Here is a 15,794-nt window from a genome sequence, read left to right as displayed (position 1 = left end):
GCGGTTCTCGTCTCTTGCAAATCGCGTTTTTCATTCTTGAAAAACACCGTGCGGAATCCAAGCTTCCGATCGCCAACCTCAGATGACATGGTGGGGGAGCATCGAAGCAGGATGGAAGGGAAGGCCATGCTCGACATCTCGATTAAAGGACGCAGACCCTTGGGACGCTCCGGCCTGTCAGCCGCGGCCATCGGCTTGGGCGGCTGGGCAATCGGAGGCTTTTTCACCCTCAACGGCAAGCCGGATGGCTGGGGAGAGGTCGACGACGACCAGTCGATCCGGGCGATCCGCCTCGGCCTCGACATGGGTGCGTCGCTGATCGACACGGCGGATGCCTATGGAACGGGGCACAGTGAGGAGGTGATCGGCCGGGCGCTCCGCGGACGGCGAGGCGATGCGATCATCGCCACCAAGTTCGGATACACCTATGATCGCGCCGCCCGCGCCCTGATCGGCACCGATGTCAGCCCGGCCTATATCAGGCAGGCCTGCGCTGCATCGCTGCAGCGGCTCGGCACCGACTATATCGACCTTTATCAAATTCATGTCGGGGTGCTTTCCGTCGACGAGGCGGATGCGGCCGGCGAGACGCTCGAGAAACTGGTGGAAGAAGGCGCCATCCGTTTCTGGGGCTGGAGCACGGACGACGCCGCCGCGGCGCAGCGCATGCTGAAGTACCCGCATTTCGTCGCGGTCCAGCAGGAACTGAACGTCTTCACGGACGGGCCGGACATACTTGCGCTGTGCGAGAGCTACGACCTCGCCAGCCTCAATCGCTCGCCCTTGGCGATGGGATTCCTGACCGGCAAGTTCGGGACGGATACGCGCTTGCCGCCAAGCGACGTGCGCGCGGCGGGCCACGGCTGGGTGCGCTTCTTCGAGGACGGGGTTCCGCGGGCCGATGATCTGCGGCGCCTCGCTGCTGTGCGGGAACTGCTGACGACCGGCGGCAGGACCTTGGCGCAAGGGGCGCTTGGCTGGATTCTCGCCCGGTCACCCAACACCTTTCCGATACCCGGCTTCAAGACGGAGGCACAGGTGCGGGAAAATCTGGCCGTGCTGGAAATGGGGCCTTTGCCGGTAGCCGCGGTAGCGGAAATCGACGCTCTTCTCGCCAAAAACGGCGATCGGTAGCCGCTCCGGCCGGCACCGCCGCTGCGGCGTTCAGACCCGGACCTTTCGAGCCGGCCGATCGCGGCCAGATCGGCCCGCATGGCGCCGCATGCCGCCGAGGCAGGGCAAACTGTTGCTGTCCTGCAACGATTCCCTTGGCGATTGTTGCAATCCGAAATTGTGTGTTTGCCAATCGGCCGAACTCGTGTATGTTGGCGTCACTTGCAATTCAAGCCAGAGGAGGCGTGAAATGGATTCAATTCTCGTGACTGTGCGCCTCACTCGCGGAACGGCTGCTGTGGCCTCGATGCATCGTGCATCCACGCCAAGCCGATTTTGTGTCCAGGGCTATTAAACCCCGGATTTCCGCCGTTTGGCATACTCCCATTTGACCTGACGTGACCGGCTGACGGAGCGACTTTCTCGTATCCTCGCGTCCGCATCCGTGCGTCTTTCTGACATTCGAAAGGACCTGGCCGCGTCGTTGCGCCGGGACGGAAAATCATGCGTGAAGCACAATTATTAGTTGTTGATACCCTCGGCGCGACGGTCGATGACCTGTGCCGGAAATTCGGCGTCTGGAAGACTGCGCGCGCGCTGCTGACGGCGATATGGAGGCATCGTCAGATGACCAATCAGGTCTCGCATATGTCAAATCGTATGCGCCGCGACATCGGTCTTCCGGAGAATGAAGACCGGCTCCTGGAAGCGAGATTCCCCCTCTGGGATGTCCGGCTTTGAGGTGTCACCCAACTGGGGACCCCCCGGTTGGGTGGGTTCGGGGAGGGGTGCCAGGCGCGCCCCTCCCTTTTTCCTGGCCTGTTCGACGCGGGGGCGAAGTCGATATCAGCGGCGGTCGGCGCGCCGGTCCCGCCTCCCGCACTAACCCAATCGCAGGAATAGCGCGGGAAGACAGCCCGCAGTATCATGGCGCCCTGCTCCTCGCGGGAGGCGAGGGGAGCCAGGGAGGACCGAGCCATGCCTATGTCTTCGGTGCTGCGCTGCCTGTGGGTTAATTGTCTGGCGGCAGCCATTGCTATCATGTCCGCACACTTGGTGAACGCGTCCGACAAGCTTCCGCCGGAGCTCGAGAAGCTCAAGGCGTCGCTTGAAAAATACCAGGATCCGGTGGTTGCCGTGCGCGACGGCTATTTCTCGACGCTGGGCTGCGTCACCTTTGCGACCGGCACGATGGGGGTACATTTCCTCAACCCCGCGCTGATCGGCCCGGAGCCCGATCCGATGAAGCCGACCCTGCTGGTCTACGAGCCGGTTGGCGACAAGCTGCAACTCGTCGCCGTGGAGTGGCTGATACCGCTCGCGACGGGTATCAAATCGAAGCCTGAACTGTTCGGCCAGCCGTTCGACGGGCCGATGGAGGGCCATGAGCCGCTCCTGCCGGCGCAACTGCATCATTACGATCTGCATGCCTGGATCTTCAAACCGAATCCGCTCGGCCTGTTCCATCCAGTCAATCCGGACGTGAAGTGTCCTGAAGGGCCCTATACTTTGCTGGAAGAGGCGCCGAAGTCCGTGCCGCATCACGGAGTTCAGTGAGGGGCGTCGAGACCCAAACCTGCGTGGTCAGTGATCCCGGTGTCGAGCGGAGCCCTGGATGCGACCGTCCAGGGCGGACGTGAACGACGGGAAGCGATAGCCGTCCAGCGGCGAGAGGCCCTTGGTTTCGGCAGATTCGCGTTTGCGCCCGCGTGGGGCCAACATCTCGGTGCCAAGGTTGTCGAGATATTCCAGAGCCTGTTTGGCTGCCTCCGCGGTGACCCGGCTGCCGTCCTCCTTGGCCGCGCTTCGCAGTTCGTTTCGGACATCATCCACGGCTTCGGCGAGGAAACGTTGCGGGTCGTCCGTCTGCGCGGCAATCCAGTTCAGCAGGCGGCACGTCAGCATCTCGTTGACGCGCATCGCGGCGACCGTCTGGCCGAGCATCAGTGTCAGTTTCTGAAGCTTGTTTTCGTTCTGAGGCATCGGGCTCTTCCGTTCTTGTTTTGCGTTCGCCTCCACCGGCGCTGTCCTGGCCGCGGGACAGCCATCGGCAGCCGGCTTGCGTGGCATTGGCTGAACGGCAGGCGACATGATTTGTTCCGTCTGCCGGCTCGGCCGGCAACCGCCCCAGGAACCAACAAGCCTCTGGCCGCGTTCGCGCAGTTCAGAAGGAGACCGCTAGATGGAGCCGATCTTTACCCGCTTCACCAACAAGATTTCCGATCTCGCTGGACGGCCGCCCGCCTTTGCCGTTGCGTTTGCGGCGATCGTCGTTTGGGCCATTCTCGGGCCGCTTTTCGATTTCTCGGCACGATGGCAGCTCGTCGTCAATACCGGCACGACGATCATGACATTCTGGATGGTCTTCGTGCTTCAGAACTCCCAAAACCGCGACCGTATCGCGGTGCAGGCAAAGATCGACGAGCTCATCCGCGTCAGCGACGCCGAGAACCGCTACATCGGAATCGAGAAGCTCGACGAGCGTCAGCTGAAGGAGGTTCGCCGCACCTGCATGCAAGAGGGTACCGACGCGCGGGAGGCGGAGAATGGTGTCACAGGCAGCGACTGCCAGGCGTGACCGTCCCCGGAACCTTGGCGAAGGCGTGGAACCAAACATGCCCGCGGACGTTGTCTCGACAGAGGTGGGAGGTGAAGTATGAGACACATGGACATCCGTAAGCTCGAAAAATTCCATGCCAAGCATGTCTGGGACGTGGCGGAGTATTGCCGGCGCACCGGACTTCACAAGACCGAGGAGCAACGCCTGATCAAGGTTCTCGGCAGATATGCTTCGAGCCACGAGCTGCAGATGAATGTCGTGCGTCCCCAAACGCGCACGCGCTGAGGCGTGATCGCGCGTCGTTTTGCGGAGCAAGCGCGTGTGGGCAGTCCTTGGCGGTGCATTCCTGTTTATCAGCGGCGTTCTCGTCATGACGTGGGAAGCGCTTGGCCGGCGACGGCTGAGCGAGCCGCCGCATCCCGTCGATAATGATCCACAGACGCTGGAACCAGGGCATCAGGGCTTGCGGTTCCTCGGCCTGACGCGGACCTGGCCCGCGACGCTGCTGATGGCGCTCGGGGCCATCCTCCTGCTCATCGGTGCAATCCGCTACGCCCTGGTCATCTGAACAAAGCGCGTCGCATTATTCACGCGGCGCTCTAGCCTAAGCGGAACTGATCTCGATAAGAAAAACTTCAGAGGCGATATCGGCGGACAGAGTGACGGCGACAGGCTGGAGCACTGCCGTGTCCAGCGCATGCAAGGTCGCAGAGACGCCTTCGGTTGAAAGTGCGACGCTGCCGCGGTGGCAGAAGAAAATGAGTTCGCGGGCGTGCGAGGTGATCGGTTGCGAATGCTCGACATGGAGCTTTCGCACCCGGTGCCTGAGCGACTGCCGGCGCGTCATGACATTCAGGTCGGTGATCGGGCCATTGGCGAGCTTGGCCGAGGTGGTGACGTCGGCGGGGAAGGAGAGGGGCGCGTCGGCCACGGTCAAAAGCTTCGGCGGGCGGCCCTCGATCGACAGCGTCATGCCGGCGCCTTCGAGAATGGAGAGCGTCCGGTCGATGCCCGGAAAGCTGGAAAACAGCCCGTCATTGGCAACCGTCGCCATGCTGACGCGCCAGTCGAAATCGGAAAGCGGCGCACGATCCGGTGACACGGCGATTTCGATAGTCTCGCCGCCGCCGTTCTTCCAGGGCATGTGCCTGTAGTCGTTAGAGCGCAGGATCTTCATGGTGCCACTCCTCGCATGAGGTCGCGCATCCGGTCGAAGTCCTCGTTCATCGGCCGGTCGTCGGCATAGGTTGAGATTGCTCCGCGAATGCGGCCGTAAAGTGCATCGGTGCGCGGTGCCCTGCCGCGGGAATACGGCTGCAGGTCGTAGGCCTGTGCTGCCGCCAGCAGTTCGATCGCGACGATCCGTTCGAGATTGTCGAGGATCGCCAAGACTTTCCATGCGGCAGGCGTGGCATGGGTCAGGATGTCCTCCTGCAGCGCGGAGGTGATGCCGCCATCAAGGCTTGCCGGCGCCGCCAGCCGGCGGTTCTCGGCGACGAGGGCGGTGCCCGTGTACTGGGCAATCATGAAGCCGGAGGAGACGCCGCTGTCATCGGCAAGAAACGCCGGAAGACCGCTCACCAGAGGGTTCACCAGACGGTCGATGCGCCGCTCCGAAATTGCAGCGACTTCGGCTACGGCGACGGCGAGGCTGTCGAGCGCGAGGCCGAGCGCCGCCCCGACGGCATGGGCTTGCGAATGCACCCGCGGCGCCTCGGGCGAGCCGGAGACGGCAGGATTGTCGGTGACGCTCGAAAGCTCGCGGTCGACGATACCGGCGACGTGGTCGAAGGCATCACGCGCTGCGCCGTGGACCTGCGGCACGGCGCGGAGGCTCAACGGGTCCTGCGTGCGGCGGCCGGCCGTCTCGGCGAGCATCGGGCTCTCGGCCAGCCAGTCGCGCAGGGCCTTGCCGACGGCCTGGAGGCCCGGCGACTGCCGCAGTGCCAATGGCCCCTCGGCAAAGGCCTCGGCCTGGCTGCCGAGATTTTCATAAGTCATCGCCGCGGCCGCATCGGCCCAGCGGAAGAGCCGTTCCGTCCGGGTCAGCGCCAGCGCCGCCTGGCCGGTGGCGCAGGGCGTGCCGTTGACGAGGCTCAGTCCCTCTTTCGCCTGAAGCCGCAGCGGCTCGAGCCCGATGCGGGCGAGCGCTTCGGAGCCGCTCAACCTATCGGTCCCTTGTGTGGTCGTGCCATGACCGATCAGAACGAGGCCGATGGCAGCAGCGTGAGTGAGATAGCCGACCGAGCCACGCGAGGGTATGAGAGGAACGACGTCGGCGTTGAGCAGTGCCAGCAGCGCCTCGACCGTCTCGATCCGAACGCCGGAGTAGCCGTGGGCGAAATTGGCGATCTGCGCTGCCATCACCGCACGCGCTTCGCCGCGCCCGAGCGGGTCGCCGACGCCGCAGGCGTGGCTCAGGATGATGTTGTGTGACAGGGCATGCTGGTTGTCGCGGCTGATCACAACATCGCAAAGCGCGCCGACGCCCGTGTTGATGCCGTAGCCGCGCATGCCGCGCTCGACCAGCGCATCAACGATCCGGCGCGCATCGATGATCCGCTGACGCGCGCGCGCGGACAAGGCGAGGCGGGCGCCGTCAGCGACGGCGGCGATATCACGCCATGTCAGCGGCCCATCGATGGTGATCGTTTCAACCATGCTTCTCGGGTCTTCCCTGCCGGCGCTGGACGAAGCGCGCGACATAGTCGTTTGCCGGATTGTCGAGAATATCACCGGGCGAGCCGACCTGCACGACCTGACCGTCCTTCAGGATCGCAATTTCGGATCCGATCCGCAGCGCCTCGTCGAGGTCGTGGGTGATGAAGACGATGGTCTTTGCGAGATTCTGCTGCAGTTGCAGCAACTGATCCTGCATATCGCTGCGGATCAGCGGATCGAGCGCGCTGAAGGCCTCGTCCATCAGGATCACGTCGGTATCCGCGGCGAGCGCCCGCGCAAGGCCGACGCGCTGCTTCATGCCCCCGGAGAGCTGATGCGGGAATTTCGCGTCATAACCCGAGAGGCCGACCGTCTCGATCCATTTCATGCCGATCTCGCGGGCGTCGGCCTTCGAGACGCCGCGCACGCGCTGGCCGTAGACGACATTCTGCAGCACGGTCCGGTGCGGCATCAGGGCGAAGCTCTGGAAGACCATGCTGACGCGCCGCATGCGGAAGGCGCGCAGTGCCTTGGCGTCGAGATCGAGGATGTTGCTGCCGTCGAACACGACCTCGCCGCTCGTCGGCTCGATCAACCGGTTGATGTGGCGCACCAGGGTCGACTTGCCGGACCCGGAAAGGCCCATGATCACGAAGATCTTGCCGGCGCCGATCTTCAGGCTGACGTCGTTGAGACCGACGCTGCAGGCGGTTCGGGCAAGGATATCGGCCTTGTCCAGGCCATCCTTGGCCATGGCAAGCGCCGTCTTCGCGTCATGCCCGAAGATTTTGTAGACGTTGCGGATTTCGATATCAGCCATTGCGGGCGTCCTCCGTCCGGGGCTTGCCGAAGCCCTGCGTAATGCGGTCGAGTACGATTGCGAGAATGACGATGCCGATGCCGGCCTCCAGGCCCTTGCCGACATCCAGCGTCTGGATGCCGTTCAGCACCTGCTCGCCGAGACCGCGGGCGCCGATCATCGAGGCGACGACGACCATCGACAATGCCATCATGATCGTCTGGTTGAGACCGGCCATGATCGTCGGGGTGGCGAGCGGCAGCTCTACCCCGAACAGGATCTGCGTCGGACTGCCGCCAAAGGCGGTTGCCGCCTCGACAACCTCGCCGTCGACCTGGCGGATGCCGAGGTCGGTCAGGCGGATCAGCGGCGGAACCGCGTAGATGATGGTCGCCAGGATCGCCGGCACCTTGCCGAGACCGAAGAGCATCAGCGCCGGGATCAGGTAGACGAAGCTCGGCATGGTCTGCATGACGTCGAGAACCGGCAGGGTGACGTTGCGCACGACCCGGCTCTTGGCGACCAGGATGCCGATCGGCACGCCGATCACCACAGAGACGATGGTCGCCATCAGCATCAGGGCGAGCGTCTGCATCGTCAGGTCCCATAGACCCAGCACGCCGACGGCGAGAAGCAGAACACCGACGGCAAGCGTCAGCGTCCAGCGCTTCGAACTCTGCCAGGCGAGCGCCATGAAGGCGAGGATGACGAGCCACCAGGGCAGGCCGCGCAGGATCCATTCGATGAACAGGACCGCCTTCAGGATGACGCCGCTGATCGCCTTGAACACCCAGCCGTAGTTGGTGACGAGCGCCTGGATGAACTCATTCACCGGGGCGCGGATCGAAAGATTGAGAGAATCCGGAAACATCGGAAATTCCTTGCTCGGAGAGCCGCCGGCGATCATCGCCGCCTGTTCGCGGGCATCTTGTCAGTTTGCGGGCGCCGCGCCTGTCCGTGATGGCTCGGTAAGGCGCGGCGAACGCAGACGGGGTTTAGTTCGTCCTACTTGAGGCTCGCCTCGATCTTGCCGCGGGCCTCTTCGGAGACCCACTTGCCCCAGATGTCGGCCTTGGTCTTCAGGAACTCAGCCGCGGCGGCGGTTGCGTCGACCTTGTTGTCGGCCATATAGGCGAGGCTGCCGTTGACGTCTTCGAGCGGAAATGTCGCCTTCTCGAGGATCGCGATGATCTCCGGAGCCTCGGACGCGAAGGTGCTGTTGACGCCATAGGCGACATCCACGGAGGGGAAGGCGCAGCCCTGGTCACGCTTGCCGTTGGCGCTGCTCAGTTCCTTCCAGCAGGCTTCGTTGTAGGCCGGCTCTTCGAGCTGGACCAGCTTGAACTTGCCCATGATCGCGGTCGGCGACCAGTAGTAGAACAGGATCGGCTCACCCTGGAGATAGGCGGAGGTGATTGCCGAATCGAGCGCCGTGCCGGTGCCGGGGCGGAAGTTCACATAGGCTTCGCCGAGCTTGTAGGCTTCGAGCTTGGCGGTGCTGACGCCCTCGCAGGTCCAGCCGGAGGGGCAATTCAGGAAGCGTCCCTTGGATGGCTCTTCCGGGTCGGCAAAGACTTCGACGATCTTCTGGTCGGAAAGCTGCGAAACGCTCTTGAGGTCCGGCGCCTTGGCTTCGATGTTGCGAGCCGGATCGCCGTGGACGACATAGTCCGGCACGAACCAGCCCTCGCTGGCGCCCACGAAGGTCTTGCCGACGGCAACCACATTTTTCTCTTCGACCGCCTTGTTCCAGATGTCCGAGCGGCCGAGCCATTCCTCGGCAAAAATCTGCACGTCGTTGTTGGCTGTCGCCTGTTCGAGCGTCACGGAATTGCCGGGGATCGAATCGACCTGGCAATCGTAACCCTTGGCGAGGATCGTCTTCATCACCTCGGTGATGAAGGCGCCGCTTTCCCAATCGATGCCGGCGAAGGTCACGGTCTTGCCGTCGCCGCAATAGGAAGCATTGGCGCTGCCGGCGGAAGCGGCGAGCATCAGGCCGGCGGCGGCGAAGGTCAGTTTCATGGTGCTGATCGACATGCGCATTCCCCTTTTTTTGATCGTCGACTGGATTCTATTTCAACTTGGTCAGAACTCGCGCGAAGGCGCGATCGATGTCTTCCTCCCGGTCATGGCGTCCGTTGCGGATCTTCCATTGGCCCGCGACCATGACGTCGCGGACCGTCTCGCCGCCGAGCGCAAAGAGCCAGCGGTCGAGAATCTGATTGCCGCTCGCGGCGGCGATATAGGGATTGGCACCGTCGAGCACGACGAGGTCCGCCCGGGCGCCGGCCGAGATGCCTGCTGCGCCGAGGCCCACAGCCTGCGTACCGCCGGCGAGTGCGGCGTCGAAAATCGTCCTGCCGACGGAAGCACCCGGGCCGGCGAGCCGGTTGCGCTTGCGGTCGCGCAGCCGCTGGCCATATTCGAGAAGCCGCAGCTCTTCCGCGACGCTGGTCGCCACATGGCTGTCGGTGCCGATGCCGAAGCGCCCGCCGGCGGCCAGAAAATCCGTGGCGGGGAAAATGCCGTCGCCGAGATTGGCCTCTGTCGCCGGGCAGAGGCCGGCAACCGCGCCCGACTTCGCCAGGCGTTCGGTTTCCGCCGCCGTCATGTGCGTCGCGTGAATGGCGCACCAGCGCTCATCGACAGGCATCTCGTCGATGAGCCACTCGACCGGGCGGCGGCCGCTCCAGGCGAGGCAATCCTCGACCTCGCGGGTCTGTTCGGCGACGTGGATGTGGATCGGTCCGGAAACCGGGGCGGCGCCGAGGATCGTCCGCATCTCGTCCGGCGTCGCGGCGCGCAGCGAATGAATGGCATAGCCGAGCTCGGCGCCGGCTTCGGCGCTCGCCGGAACGAGGCGCTCGAGAAGGGCAAGAAAGCGATCCGGATCGTGCAGGAAGGGGCGTTGTCCCGGATTGGGCGCCATGCCGCCGAAATTGGCATGCGCGTAGAAGACCGGCAAATGCGTGAGGCCGATGCCCGCGGCTTGCGCCGCGTTGACGATGCGCAGCGACATCTCCGCGGGGTCGGCATAGGGAGTGCCGTCTGCCTGATGATGCAGGTAGTGGAACTCGACGACGCGGCCGAAGCCGCCCTTCAGCATCTCCACGTAAAGCTTGGTGGCGATCGCCTCGACATCGTCCGGATCGACCAGCCCAACGGTGCGGTACATCTCTTCGCGCCAGGTCCAGAAGCTGTCGTCGCCGCTGCCCGCCACTTCGGCGAGGCCGGCCATGGCGCGCTGAAAAGCATGGGAGTGCAGGTTCGGCATGGCCGGAACGACGGGACCGGCGGCACGCCCATCGCCCCGGGCCGGCGCCTGGCCGGCTTCAACCGCGGCGATGTGCCCATCAGCGCCGATGGAAATGACGACGTTCTCCGCCCAGCCCGTCGACAGAAGCGCCTGCTCGGCGAAGAGCCGGTGAGCGGAAAAGGCAGGCATCGCTTCCTCCTGTACGTGGTTGTATATGGAACTATAGATATTTTCTGGTGGCGCGCAACCTCAAAATCGTCGAAAACAGTTCAAGAGCCGCCGAAGGCATGTCGGTTCAGGCCGACGAACGGAGTATTCATGACGTCAATGGAGCGCAAAAGCGATGTATCCGCCTTTGAGGATGGGCCTATCCCGCGTTATGAAGCGGTGAAGCAGTTCATCCGTAGCCGTATCGAAAGCGGCGAGTGGCCGGCGCATCATCGCATCCCCTCCGAAAACGACATCGTCGCGGATCTCGGGGTCAGCCGGATGACCGCGAACCGCGCCCTGCGCGAACTGGCCAGCGAGGGCGCCATTACCCGGGTGCAAGGCGTCGGTTCCTTCGTCGCCGCGCAAAAGGGCAGCACGGCGCTGCTCGAAGTCCGCAACATTGCCGACGAAATTCGTGAGCGTGGCCACCGTCACACCTCCCATATCGATCGCCTCGAGGAAAGGTCGGCGAGCCCCGAGATTGCCGACGCACTGGGGCTCGCGACCGGGGCACGGGTCTTCCACTCGATCATCGTTCACGCGGAGAATGGCGTGCCGATCCAGATCGAGGACCGCTTCGTCAACCCGGTGATCTGCCCCGACTACCTGGCACAGGATTTCGCCGGCATGACGCCGAACGCCTATCTGACGCTGGTGGCACCGATCACCCGCACCGAACAGGTCGTCGAGGCGGTGTTGCCGCAGCCTTGGGAGTGCAAGCTGCTTTCGATCGGCCGCGACGAACCTTGCCTGATGATCCGACGCCGGACCTGGTCGGAAAACAGGAACGTCACGGTCGCGCGACTCATCTATCCCGGCACGCGCTATCGTCTCGAGGGCGTTTCATCGTAAGAAGCCTTCAGATGGACGGGAGCGAAATATGGAAGAGGACGCGCTGAAGCGTCGCACCGAGCTCGCAAGGCCCGATGTGTCGGCCGACGAGGCGAGGACGATCCTGCTGGAGCATTACGGTCTATCCGGCGATATCGCCGAACTCGGCAGCCAGCAGGACCGCAACTACCGCATCGACACGGCCAATGGCCGCTTCGTGCTGAAGATAGCAAGGGCGGAATATGCGCGCGTCGAGCTGGAAGCCCAGAACGCCGCGTTGCGCCACGTGGGCGCCAAAGCCGATGCGCCGGTGGTGCCGCAGGTCGTTCCGGCGCACGACGGCGATGAGATCGTCAGCGCCGCCGTGCGCGGCGTCACTTATCAGTTCCGGCTGCTGACCTATCTCGAGGGAACGCCGCTGACGCGCCGCAAGCACCTCTCGGCGGAAACCGTCTCGGCCCTCGGTGACCTCGCCGGCCGGCTCGCCGCCGCGCTCGCCGACTTCGACCATCCGGGGCTCGACCGGCAACTGCAATGGGATCTCCGGCGGGCGGGTCCGGTGGCGCTCGAGCTGCTTTCGGCGATGACGGACGTGGATCTCCGCAAGCGTATCGCCGAGGCGATGGTCGGCGCGATGCGCCGCGTCCAGCCGCTGATGCCGGAGTTGCGCCTGCAGGCGATCCATCAGGATGTCACCGACGACAATGTGGTGAGCAGGGCCGATAAAAGCGGCCGCCTCGTTCCCGAGGGGGTCATCGACTTCGGCGACGTGCTGAAGGGCTGGTTGCTCGCGGAGCTTGCCGTCACCTGCGCGTCGCTGCTTCACCACGCCGATGGCGATCCCTTCCGCATCCTGCCGGCAGTCAAGGCTTTCCACGCCGTCTGCCCGCTGACCGAGGCCGAAATCAAGGCGCTCTGGCCGCTGATCGTCGCGAGAGCCGGCATTCTTGTCGCGAGTTCCGCACGGCAGCTCGAGATCGAGCCGGACAATGCCTATGTCCAGGGCAACGCCGCGCACGAGCGCGAGATCTTCGATGTCGCGGTCTCCGTTCCCTTCGAGCTGATGGATCATGCCATCCACCAGGCCATCGGCAAGGAGCTGGCCCCGGTCGCCCCGCCGATAGTCGGCCGCCTGCTGCCGGACATCGACCCGGGCAGCGTCGCGATTGTCGACCTGTCGCTGCTCGGACCGCATCTGCCCGCCGACCGCTGGCATTACGAGGACACCGAAGCGCTGCTCCTGCAGTCGGCGGCGCGTGCGGCCGGCGCTGCTGCGACCCGCTACGGTGAATTCCGCCTGACGGAAACCCGGCTGCTCCAGGCAAACGGGCCGCAAACCCTGGCCCTCCATGTCGACCTCTGCCTGCATGGGCAGATGTCGGTGCACGCGCCCTTCGCCGGCCAACTGCACGAGCGTGGCGGCAGACTGATCCTCTCGGCGCAAGGCCTCCACCTTCATCTGTTGGGAATCGAGCCGGCAGGCGTAGAGAGTGGAAGCGTCGAGGCAGGCGAGCGGATCGGGACTATCCCCGCCGACCCCATGGCGCTTGGCTTCATGCGCGTGCAGCTCTCAAACGCCGCGGAAATCGACCCGCCGCCTTTCGCGCGGCCGCATCAGGCGGAAGCCTGGCGCCGGCTCTGCCCGTCGCCAGCCGATGTCCTCGGTTTCGATTGCGACGCGCCGCCACCGCAAGCGGCGGCGCTGCTCGAACGGCGACAACGACATTTCGCGCGGCCGCAGAAGAACTACTACCGCAATCCGCCCGAGATCGAGCGCGGCTGGAAGGAGCACCTCTTCGACGTCGAGGGGCGGGCCTATCTGGACATGGTCAACAACGTCACCATCGTCGGGCATGGCCATCCGCGCCTCTCCGCCGCGGTCGGGCGGCAATGGTCGCTGCTCAACACCAATTCCCGCTTCCATTACGCGGCGGTCGCCGAGTTTTCGGAGCGGATTGCCGCTCTTGCACCGGAAGGCCTCGACACGGTCTTTCTCGTCAACAGCGGATCGGAGGCGAACGACCTCGCCATCCGGCTCGCCTGGGCTCATTCCGGGGCACGCACCATGCTCTCGCTGCTCGAGGCCTATCATGGCTGGACGGTGGCAAGCGACGCAGTCTCTACTTCGATCGCCGATAATCCGCAGGCTTTGACGACACGGCCGGACTGGGTGCATCCGGTCGTCTCGCCGAACACCTACCGTGGACCCTATCGCGGCCAGGGCTCGACCGGCGACTACGTGGGCGCTGTGACCACAAAGCTCAAAGAACTGGACGAAAAGGGCGAAAGCCTTGCCGGCTTCATCTGTGAAGCGGTCTACGGCAATGCCGGCGGCATTCCGCTGCCGCCCGGCTATCTCGAAGCCGTCTACCAGATGGTCAGGGCGCGCGGCGGTATCTGCATCGCCGACGAGGTGCAGGTCGGTTACGGCCGGCTGGGGCATCATTTCTGGGGCTTCGAGGAACAGGGCGTCGTGCCGGATGTCATCACCGTCGCCAAGGGCATGGGCAATGGCCACCCGCTCGGTGCGGTGATTACCCGCCGCGAGATCGCCGACGCTCTGGAGAAGGAGGGGTACTTCTTCTCTTCATCCGGCGGCAGTCCGGTGAGCTCGGTCGTCGGTCTCACCGTCCTCGACATTCTGCATGATGAGGCCTTGCAGGAAAACGCCCGCACCGTGGGTGATCACCTGAGGGACCGGTTGCAAGCGCTCGCGCAACGCTTCCCGATCGTCGGCGCGGTGCACGGCATGGGTCTCTATCTCGGTGTCGAATTCGTCCGCGACCGCGAGACGCTGGAACCGGCGACCGAGGAGACGGCGGCAATCTGCGACCGTCTCCTCGACCTCGGCGTCATCATGCAGCCGACCGGCGATCATCTCAATGTGCTGAAGATCAAGCCGCCGCTCTGCCTCAGCCGCGAGAGCGCCGATTTCTTTGCCGATATGTTGGCGAGGGTGCTGGAGGAGGGGTGGTAGAAACGCCAAGGCAGCCCTTCCGTCTCGACCGCAGCGAAGGCCCCTCCCCACAAGGGACCCACAAGGGGGAGGGACTTGCCAGCCGCACTGTTCCCGCCTTCATCACAACCTTGGCGTCAAGCGCAGGTTTCGAAAAATGGTAGGCGATTGCACCGAAGCCCCCCCACCTGTGGCGAGGGGTTGGGGAGGGGTTCTTTTTCCAAGATAAAACACGCGGCCGTCTTTCGCCTCGTCTCTTGCCCGCACTACCCCTCGCTCAGCATCTCCCGCTCGCCGGCCAAAAGGTCGACGAGGCTGCGGCGGACGCGGCCGATGTCGCGCATCGGCGGTTCGCCGAAGTGGCGGGCATATTCGCGGCTGAACTGCGACTGGCTGTCATAGCCGACCTGGTGGCCGGCATCGCCGGCGTCGAGGCGTTCCTCCAGCATCAGGCGTCGCGCCTCCTGCAGGCGAAGCTGCTTCTGGTATTGCAGCGGGCTCATCGCCGTGATCGCCTTGAAATGATGATGCAGCGAGGAGACGCTCATGCTGACCCGGCTTGCCAGGTCGTCGATGCGCAGCGGGCGGGAATAATGCTCCTTCAGCCAGGCGACGGCGCGGCCGATCTGGTGCGGCTGGCTTTCAGCGGTCGTCATCTGACGCAGCCTCGCACCATGCGGCCCCACGAGCAGCCGATAGAGGATTTCCTGTTCGATGAGGGGCAGCAGGATGGGCATCTCGGCGTGCCGATCCAGGAGCCGCAGCAGCCGCAGCGCCGCGTCTTCGAGATCGGCCGTGAGCGTGTTGACCGTCATGCCGCGCGACGATGCGGGCGATGCTGCCGGCTGTTCGCCGAGCCTGTCGAGCAGCGCGGGAATCTTCGTCGTATCGATCTGAAAGTTCATGCTGAGATAGGGTTCGTCGGCGGAAGCCAGCGAGATCTGCGAGAATACCGGCAGGTCGATTGAGGTCAGCAGATAGTCCGATGCGCCGTAGACGAACAACTCCCCGCCGAGCAGGACGCGCTTGGCGCCCTGGACGATGATTGCCAGGCTCGGCTTGTAGGCGGCGCAATTCGGCTTGGCGGAGCTCGAATGCCGGTGAATGCTGAGGCCCGGAACGATCGTCGGGTGGTCGCCGTCCACCTCGGCAATCCTAGCAATGATCTCGATCATCTCCTGGCGCGGCGTCCGTTGCATGTCTGACATCTTCGGTATTCTTCCCGGTGCTTTGGCTTGCGAGATGGGGCACAAATAGGAGGAGGAAGTTTTGGCGCAACGGCCGTTCTTCATTCTTGCAGGATTGTGCAAAAACTTTGCAGGATCGCACTAACGCAGTGGCGTCCGGGACAGCATAGTCCGCCTTGCCGCCCGAGGTCCATGCCTCCGCGCGGCGCGCTATTCCC

The 15,794-nt window shown here is 64.2% G+C and carries 16 protein-coding genes; 8 read left to right on the top strand and 8 right to left on the bottom strand.

What is annotated here, in order from left to right; genetic code table 11:
• Window positions 1-126 precede the first annotated feature (126 nt).
• The 3 genes from NGR_RS24900 (at window position 127) to NGR_RS24890 (ending at window position 2,670) form a co-directional block, all read left to right on the top strand.
• Entirely contained in the window at window positions 127-1,134 is a 1,008-nt protein-coding gene (locus NGR_RS24900) for an aldo/keto reductase (protein ID WP_164924477.1), read from the top strand.
• 483 nt (window positions 1,135-1,617) lie between these two features.
• Window positions 1,618-1,854, top strand: coding sequence for a hypothetical protein (locus NGR_RS24895; protein WP_012709255.1), 237 nt, complete (start codon window positions 1,618-1,620; stop codon window positions 1,852-1,854).
• 237 nt (window positions 1,855-2,091) lie between these two features.
• Window positions 2,092-2,670 (top strand): hypothetical protein, encoded by a 579-nt coding sequence (locus NGR_RS24890; protein WP_012709254.1) that lies wholly within the window; start codon window positions 2,092-2,094, stop codon window positions 2,668-2,670.
• A gap of 27 nt (window positions 2,671-2,697) precedes the next feature.
• Here NGR_RS24890 and NGR_RS24885 read toward each other — a convergent pair whose 3' ends face one another.
• A complete protein-coding gene (locus tag NGR_RS24885; protein WP_164924476.1) occupies window positions 2,698-3,096 on the bottom strand; it encodes a hypothetical protein in 399 nt (132 codons plus the stop codon).
• Between the two features lie 199 nt (window positions 3,097-3,295).
• Between NGR_RS24885 and NGR_RS24880 the strand changes: the two genes are divergently transcribed.
• The 3 genes from NGR_RS24880 to NGR_RS24870 all read left to right on the top strand — a co-directional run bounded on the left by NGR_RS24880 (window position 3,296) and on the right by NGR_RS24870 (window position 4,241).
• Window positions 3,296-3,691, top strand: a complete 396-nt coding sequence (locus tag NGR_RS24880; protein ID WP_012709253.1) for a low affinity iron permease family protein — start codon at window positions 3,296-3,298, stop codon at window positions 3,689-3,691.
• 78 nt (window positions 3,692-3,769) lie between these two features.
• Window positions 3,770-3,958: a hypothetical protein gene (locus NGR_RS24875; RefSeq protein ID WP_012709252.1), complete on the top strand. Its 189-nt coding sequence runs from the start codon at window positions 3,770-3,772 to the stop codon at window positions 3,956-3,958.
• Window positions 3,959-3,992: 34 nt separating this feature from the next.
• Window positions 3,993-4,241 (top strand): hypothetical protein, encoded by a 249-nt coding sequence (locus tag NGR_RS24870; protein WP_012709251.1) that lies wholly within the window; start codon window positions 3,993-3,995, stop codon window positions 4,239-4,241.
• Window positions 4,242-4,277: 36 nt separating this feature from the next.
• On the opposite strand, the gene NGR_RS24865 is transcribed toward NGR_RS24870, so the two are convergent.
• From NGR_RS24865 to hutF, 6 genes are all read right to left on the bottom strand, one after another.
• On the bottom strand, window positions 4,278-4,850 hold the full coding sequence (locus NGR_RS24865; RefSeq protein ID WP_012709250.1) for a HutD/Ves family protein: 573 nt from the start codon (window positions 4,848-4,850) through the stop codon (window positions 4,278-4,280).
• The gene (locus NGR_RS24860) at window positions 4,847-6,334 is read right to left on the bottom strand and encodes an HAL/PAL/TAL family ammonia-lyase (RefSeq protein ID WP_164924475.1); all 1,488 of its coding nucleotides are present in this window, start codon (window positions 6,332-6,334) and stop codon (window positions 4,847-4,849) included. The genes NGR_RS24865 and NGR_RS24860 overlap by 4 nt, the downstream gene beginning before the upstream one ends.
• Window positions 6,327-7,154, bottom strand: a complete 828-nt coding sequence (locus NGR_RS24855; protein WP_012709248.1) for a quaternary amine ABC transporter ATP-binding protein — start codon at window positions 7,152-7,154, stop codon at window positions 6,327-6,329. Before NGR_RS24855 ends, NGR_RS24860 begins: the two co-directional genes overlap by 8 nt.
• A complete protein-coding gene (locus NGR_RS24850; protein ID WP_012709247.1) occupies window positions 7,147-8,004 on the bottom strand; it encodes an ABC transporter permease in 858 nt (285 codons plus the stop codon). The genes NGR_RS24855 and NGR_RS24850 overlap by 8 nt, the downstream gene beginning before the upstream one ends.
• 134 nt (window positions 8,005-8,138) lie before the next feature.
• A complete protein-coding gene (locus NGR_RS24845) occupies window positions 8,139-9,173 on the bottom strand; it encodes an ABC transporter substrate-binding protein (RefSeq protein WP_012709246.1) in 1,035 nt (344 codons plus the stop codon).
• A 34-nt stretch (window positions 9,174-9,207) separates the two neighbouring features.
• Complete coding sequence (gene hutF, locus NGR_RS24840) at window positions 9,208-10,581, bottom strand: formimidoylglutamate deiminase (RefSeq protein ID WP_012709245.1); 1,374 nt, start codon at window positions 10,579-10,581, stop codon at window positions 9,208-9,210.
• 129 nt (window positions 10,582-10,710) lie between these two features.
• On the opposite strand from hutF, the gene hutC reads away from it, so the two are divergent.
• The gene (gene hutC / locus NGR_RS24835; protein ID WP_164924474.1) at window positions 10,711-11,454 is read left to right on the top strand and encodes a histidine utilization repressor; all 744 of its coding nucleotides are present in this window, start codon (window positions 10,711-10,713) and stop codon (window positions 11,452-11,454) included.
• Between the two features lie 28 nt (window positions 11,455-11,482).
• Window positions 11,483-14,410, top strand: coding sequence for an aminotransferase (locus tag NGR_RS24830; RefSeq protein ID WP_012709243.1), 2,928 nt, complete (start codon window positions 11,483-11,485; stop codon window positions 14,408-14,410).
• Between the two features lie 245 nt (window positions 14,411-14,655).
• Here the strand turns inward: NGR_RS24830 and NGR_RS24825 are convergent, their stop codons facing one another.
• Window positions 14,656-15,597 (bottom strand): AraC family transcriptional regulator, encoded by a 942-nt coding sequence (locus tag NGR_RS24825; protein WP_012709242.1) that lies wholly within the window; start codon window positions 15,595-15,597, stop codon window positions 14,656-14,658.
• Window positions 15,598-15,794: the final 197 nt, after the last annotated feature.

The organism is Sinorhizobium fredii NGR234 (genome assembly GCF_000018545.1).
Lineage (GTDB): Bacteria > Pseudomonadota > Alphaproteobacteria > Rhizobiales > Rhizobiaceae > Sinorhizobium > Sinorhizobium fredii_A.
This window is presented reverse-complemented; position numbering and strand designations above follow the sequence as displayed.

Coding starts and splice junctions, on each gene's coding strand:
- NGR_RS24845 (WP_012709246.1), bottom strand. CDS start 9,173: ATGTCGATCAGCACCATGAAACTGACCTTCGCCGCCGCCGGCCTGATG.
- NGR_RS24855 (WP_012709248.1), bottom strand. CDS start 7,154: ATGGCTGATATCGAAATCCGCAACGTCTACAAAATCTTCGGGCATGAC.
- hutC (WP_164924474.1), top strand. CDS start 10,711: ATGACGTCAATGGAGCGCAAAAGCGATGTATCCGCCTTTGAGGATGGG.
- NGR_RS24880 (WP_012709253.1), top strand. CDS start 3,296: ATGGAGCCGATCTTTACCCGCTTCACCAACAAGATTTCCGATCTCGCT.
- NGR_RS24895 (WP_012709255.1), top strand. CDS start 1,618: ATGCGTGAAGCACAATTATTAGTTGTTGATACCCTCGGCGCGACGGTC.
- NGR_RS24890 (WP_012709254.1), top strand. CDS start 2,092: ATGCCTATGTCTTCGGTGCTGCGCTGCCTGTGGGTTAATTGTCTGGCG.
- NGR_RS24900 (WP_164924477.1), top strand. CDS start 127: ATGCTCGACATCTCGATTAAAGGACGCAGACCCTTGGGACGCTCCGGC.
- hutF (WP_012709245.1), bottom strand. CDS start 10,581: ATGCCTGCCTTTTCCGCTCACCGGCTCTTCGCCGAGCAGGCGCTTCTG.
- NGR_RS24875 (WP_012709252.1), top strand. CDS start 3,770: ATGAGACACATGGACATCCGTAAGCTCGAAAAATTCCATGCCAAGCAT.
- NGR_RS24825 (WP_012709242.1), bottom strand. CDS start 15,597: ATGTCAGACATGCAACGGACGCCGCGCCAGGAGATGATCGAGATCATT.
- NGR_RS24865 (WP_012709250.1), bottom strand. CDS start 4,850: ATGAAGATCCTGCGCTCTAACGACTACAGGCACATGCCCTGGAAGAAC.
- NGR_RS24830 (WP_012709243.1), top strand. CDS start 11,483: ATGGAAGAGGACGCGCTGAAGCGTCGCACCGAGCTCGCAAGGCCCGAT.
- NGR_RS24885 (WP_164924476.1), bottom strand. CDS start 3,096: ATGCCTCAGAACGAAAACAAGCTTCAGAAACTGACACTGATGCTCGGC.
- NGR_RS24850 (WP_012709247.1), bottom strand. CDS start 8,004: ATGTTTCCGGATTCTCTCAATCTTTCGATCCGCGCCCCGGTGAATGAG.
- NGR_RS24860 (WP_164924475.1), bottom strand. CDS start 6,334: ATGGTTGAAACGATCACCATCGATGGGCCGCTGACATGGCGTGATATC.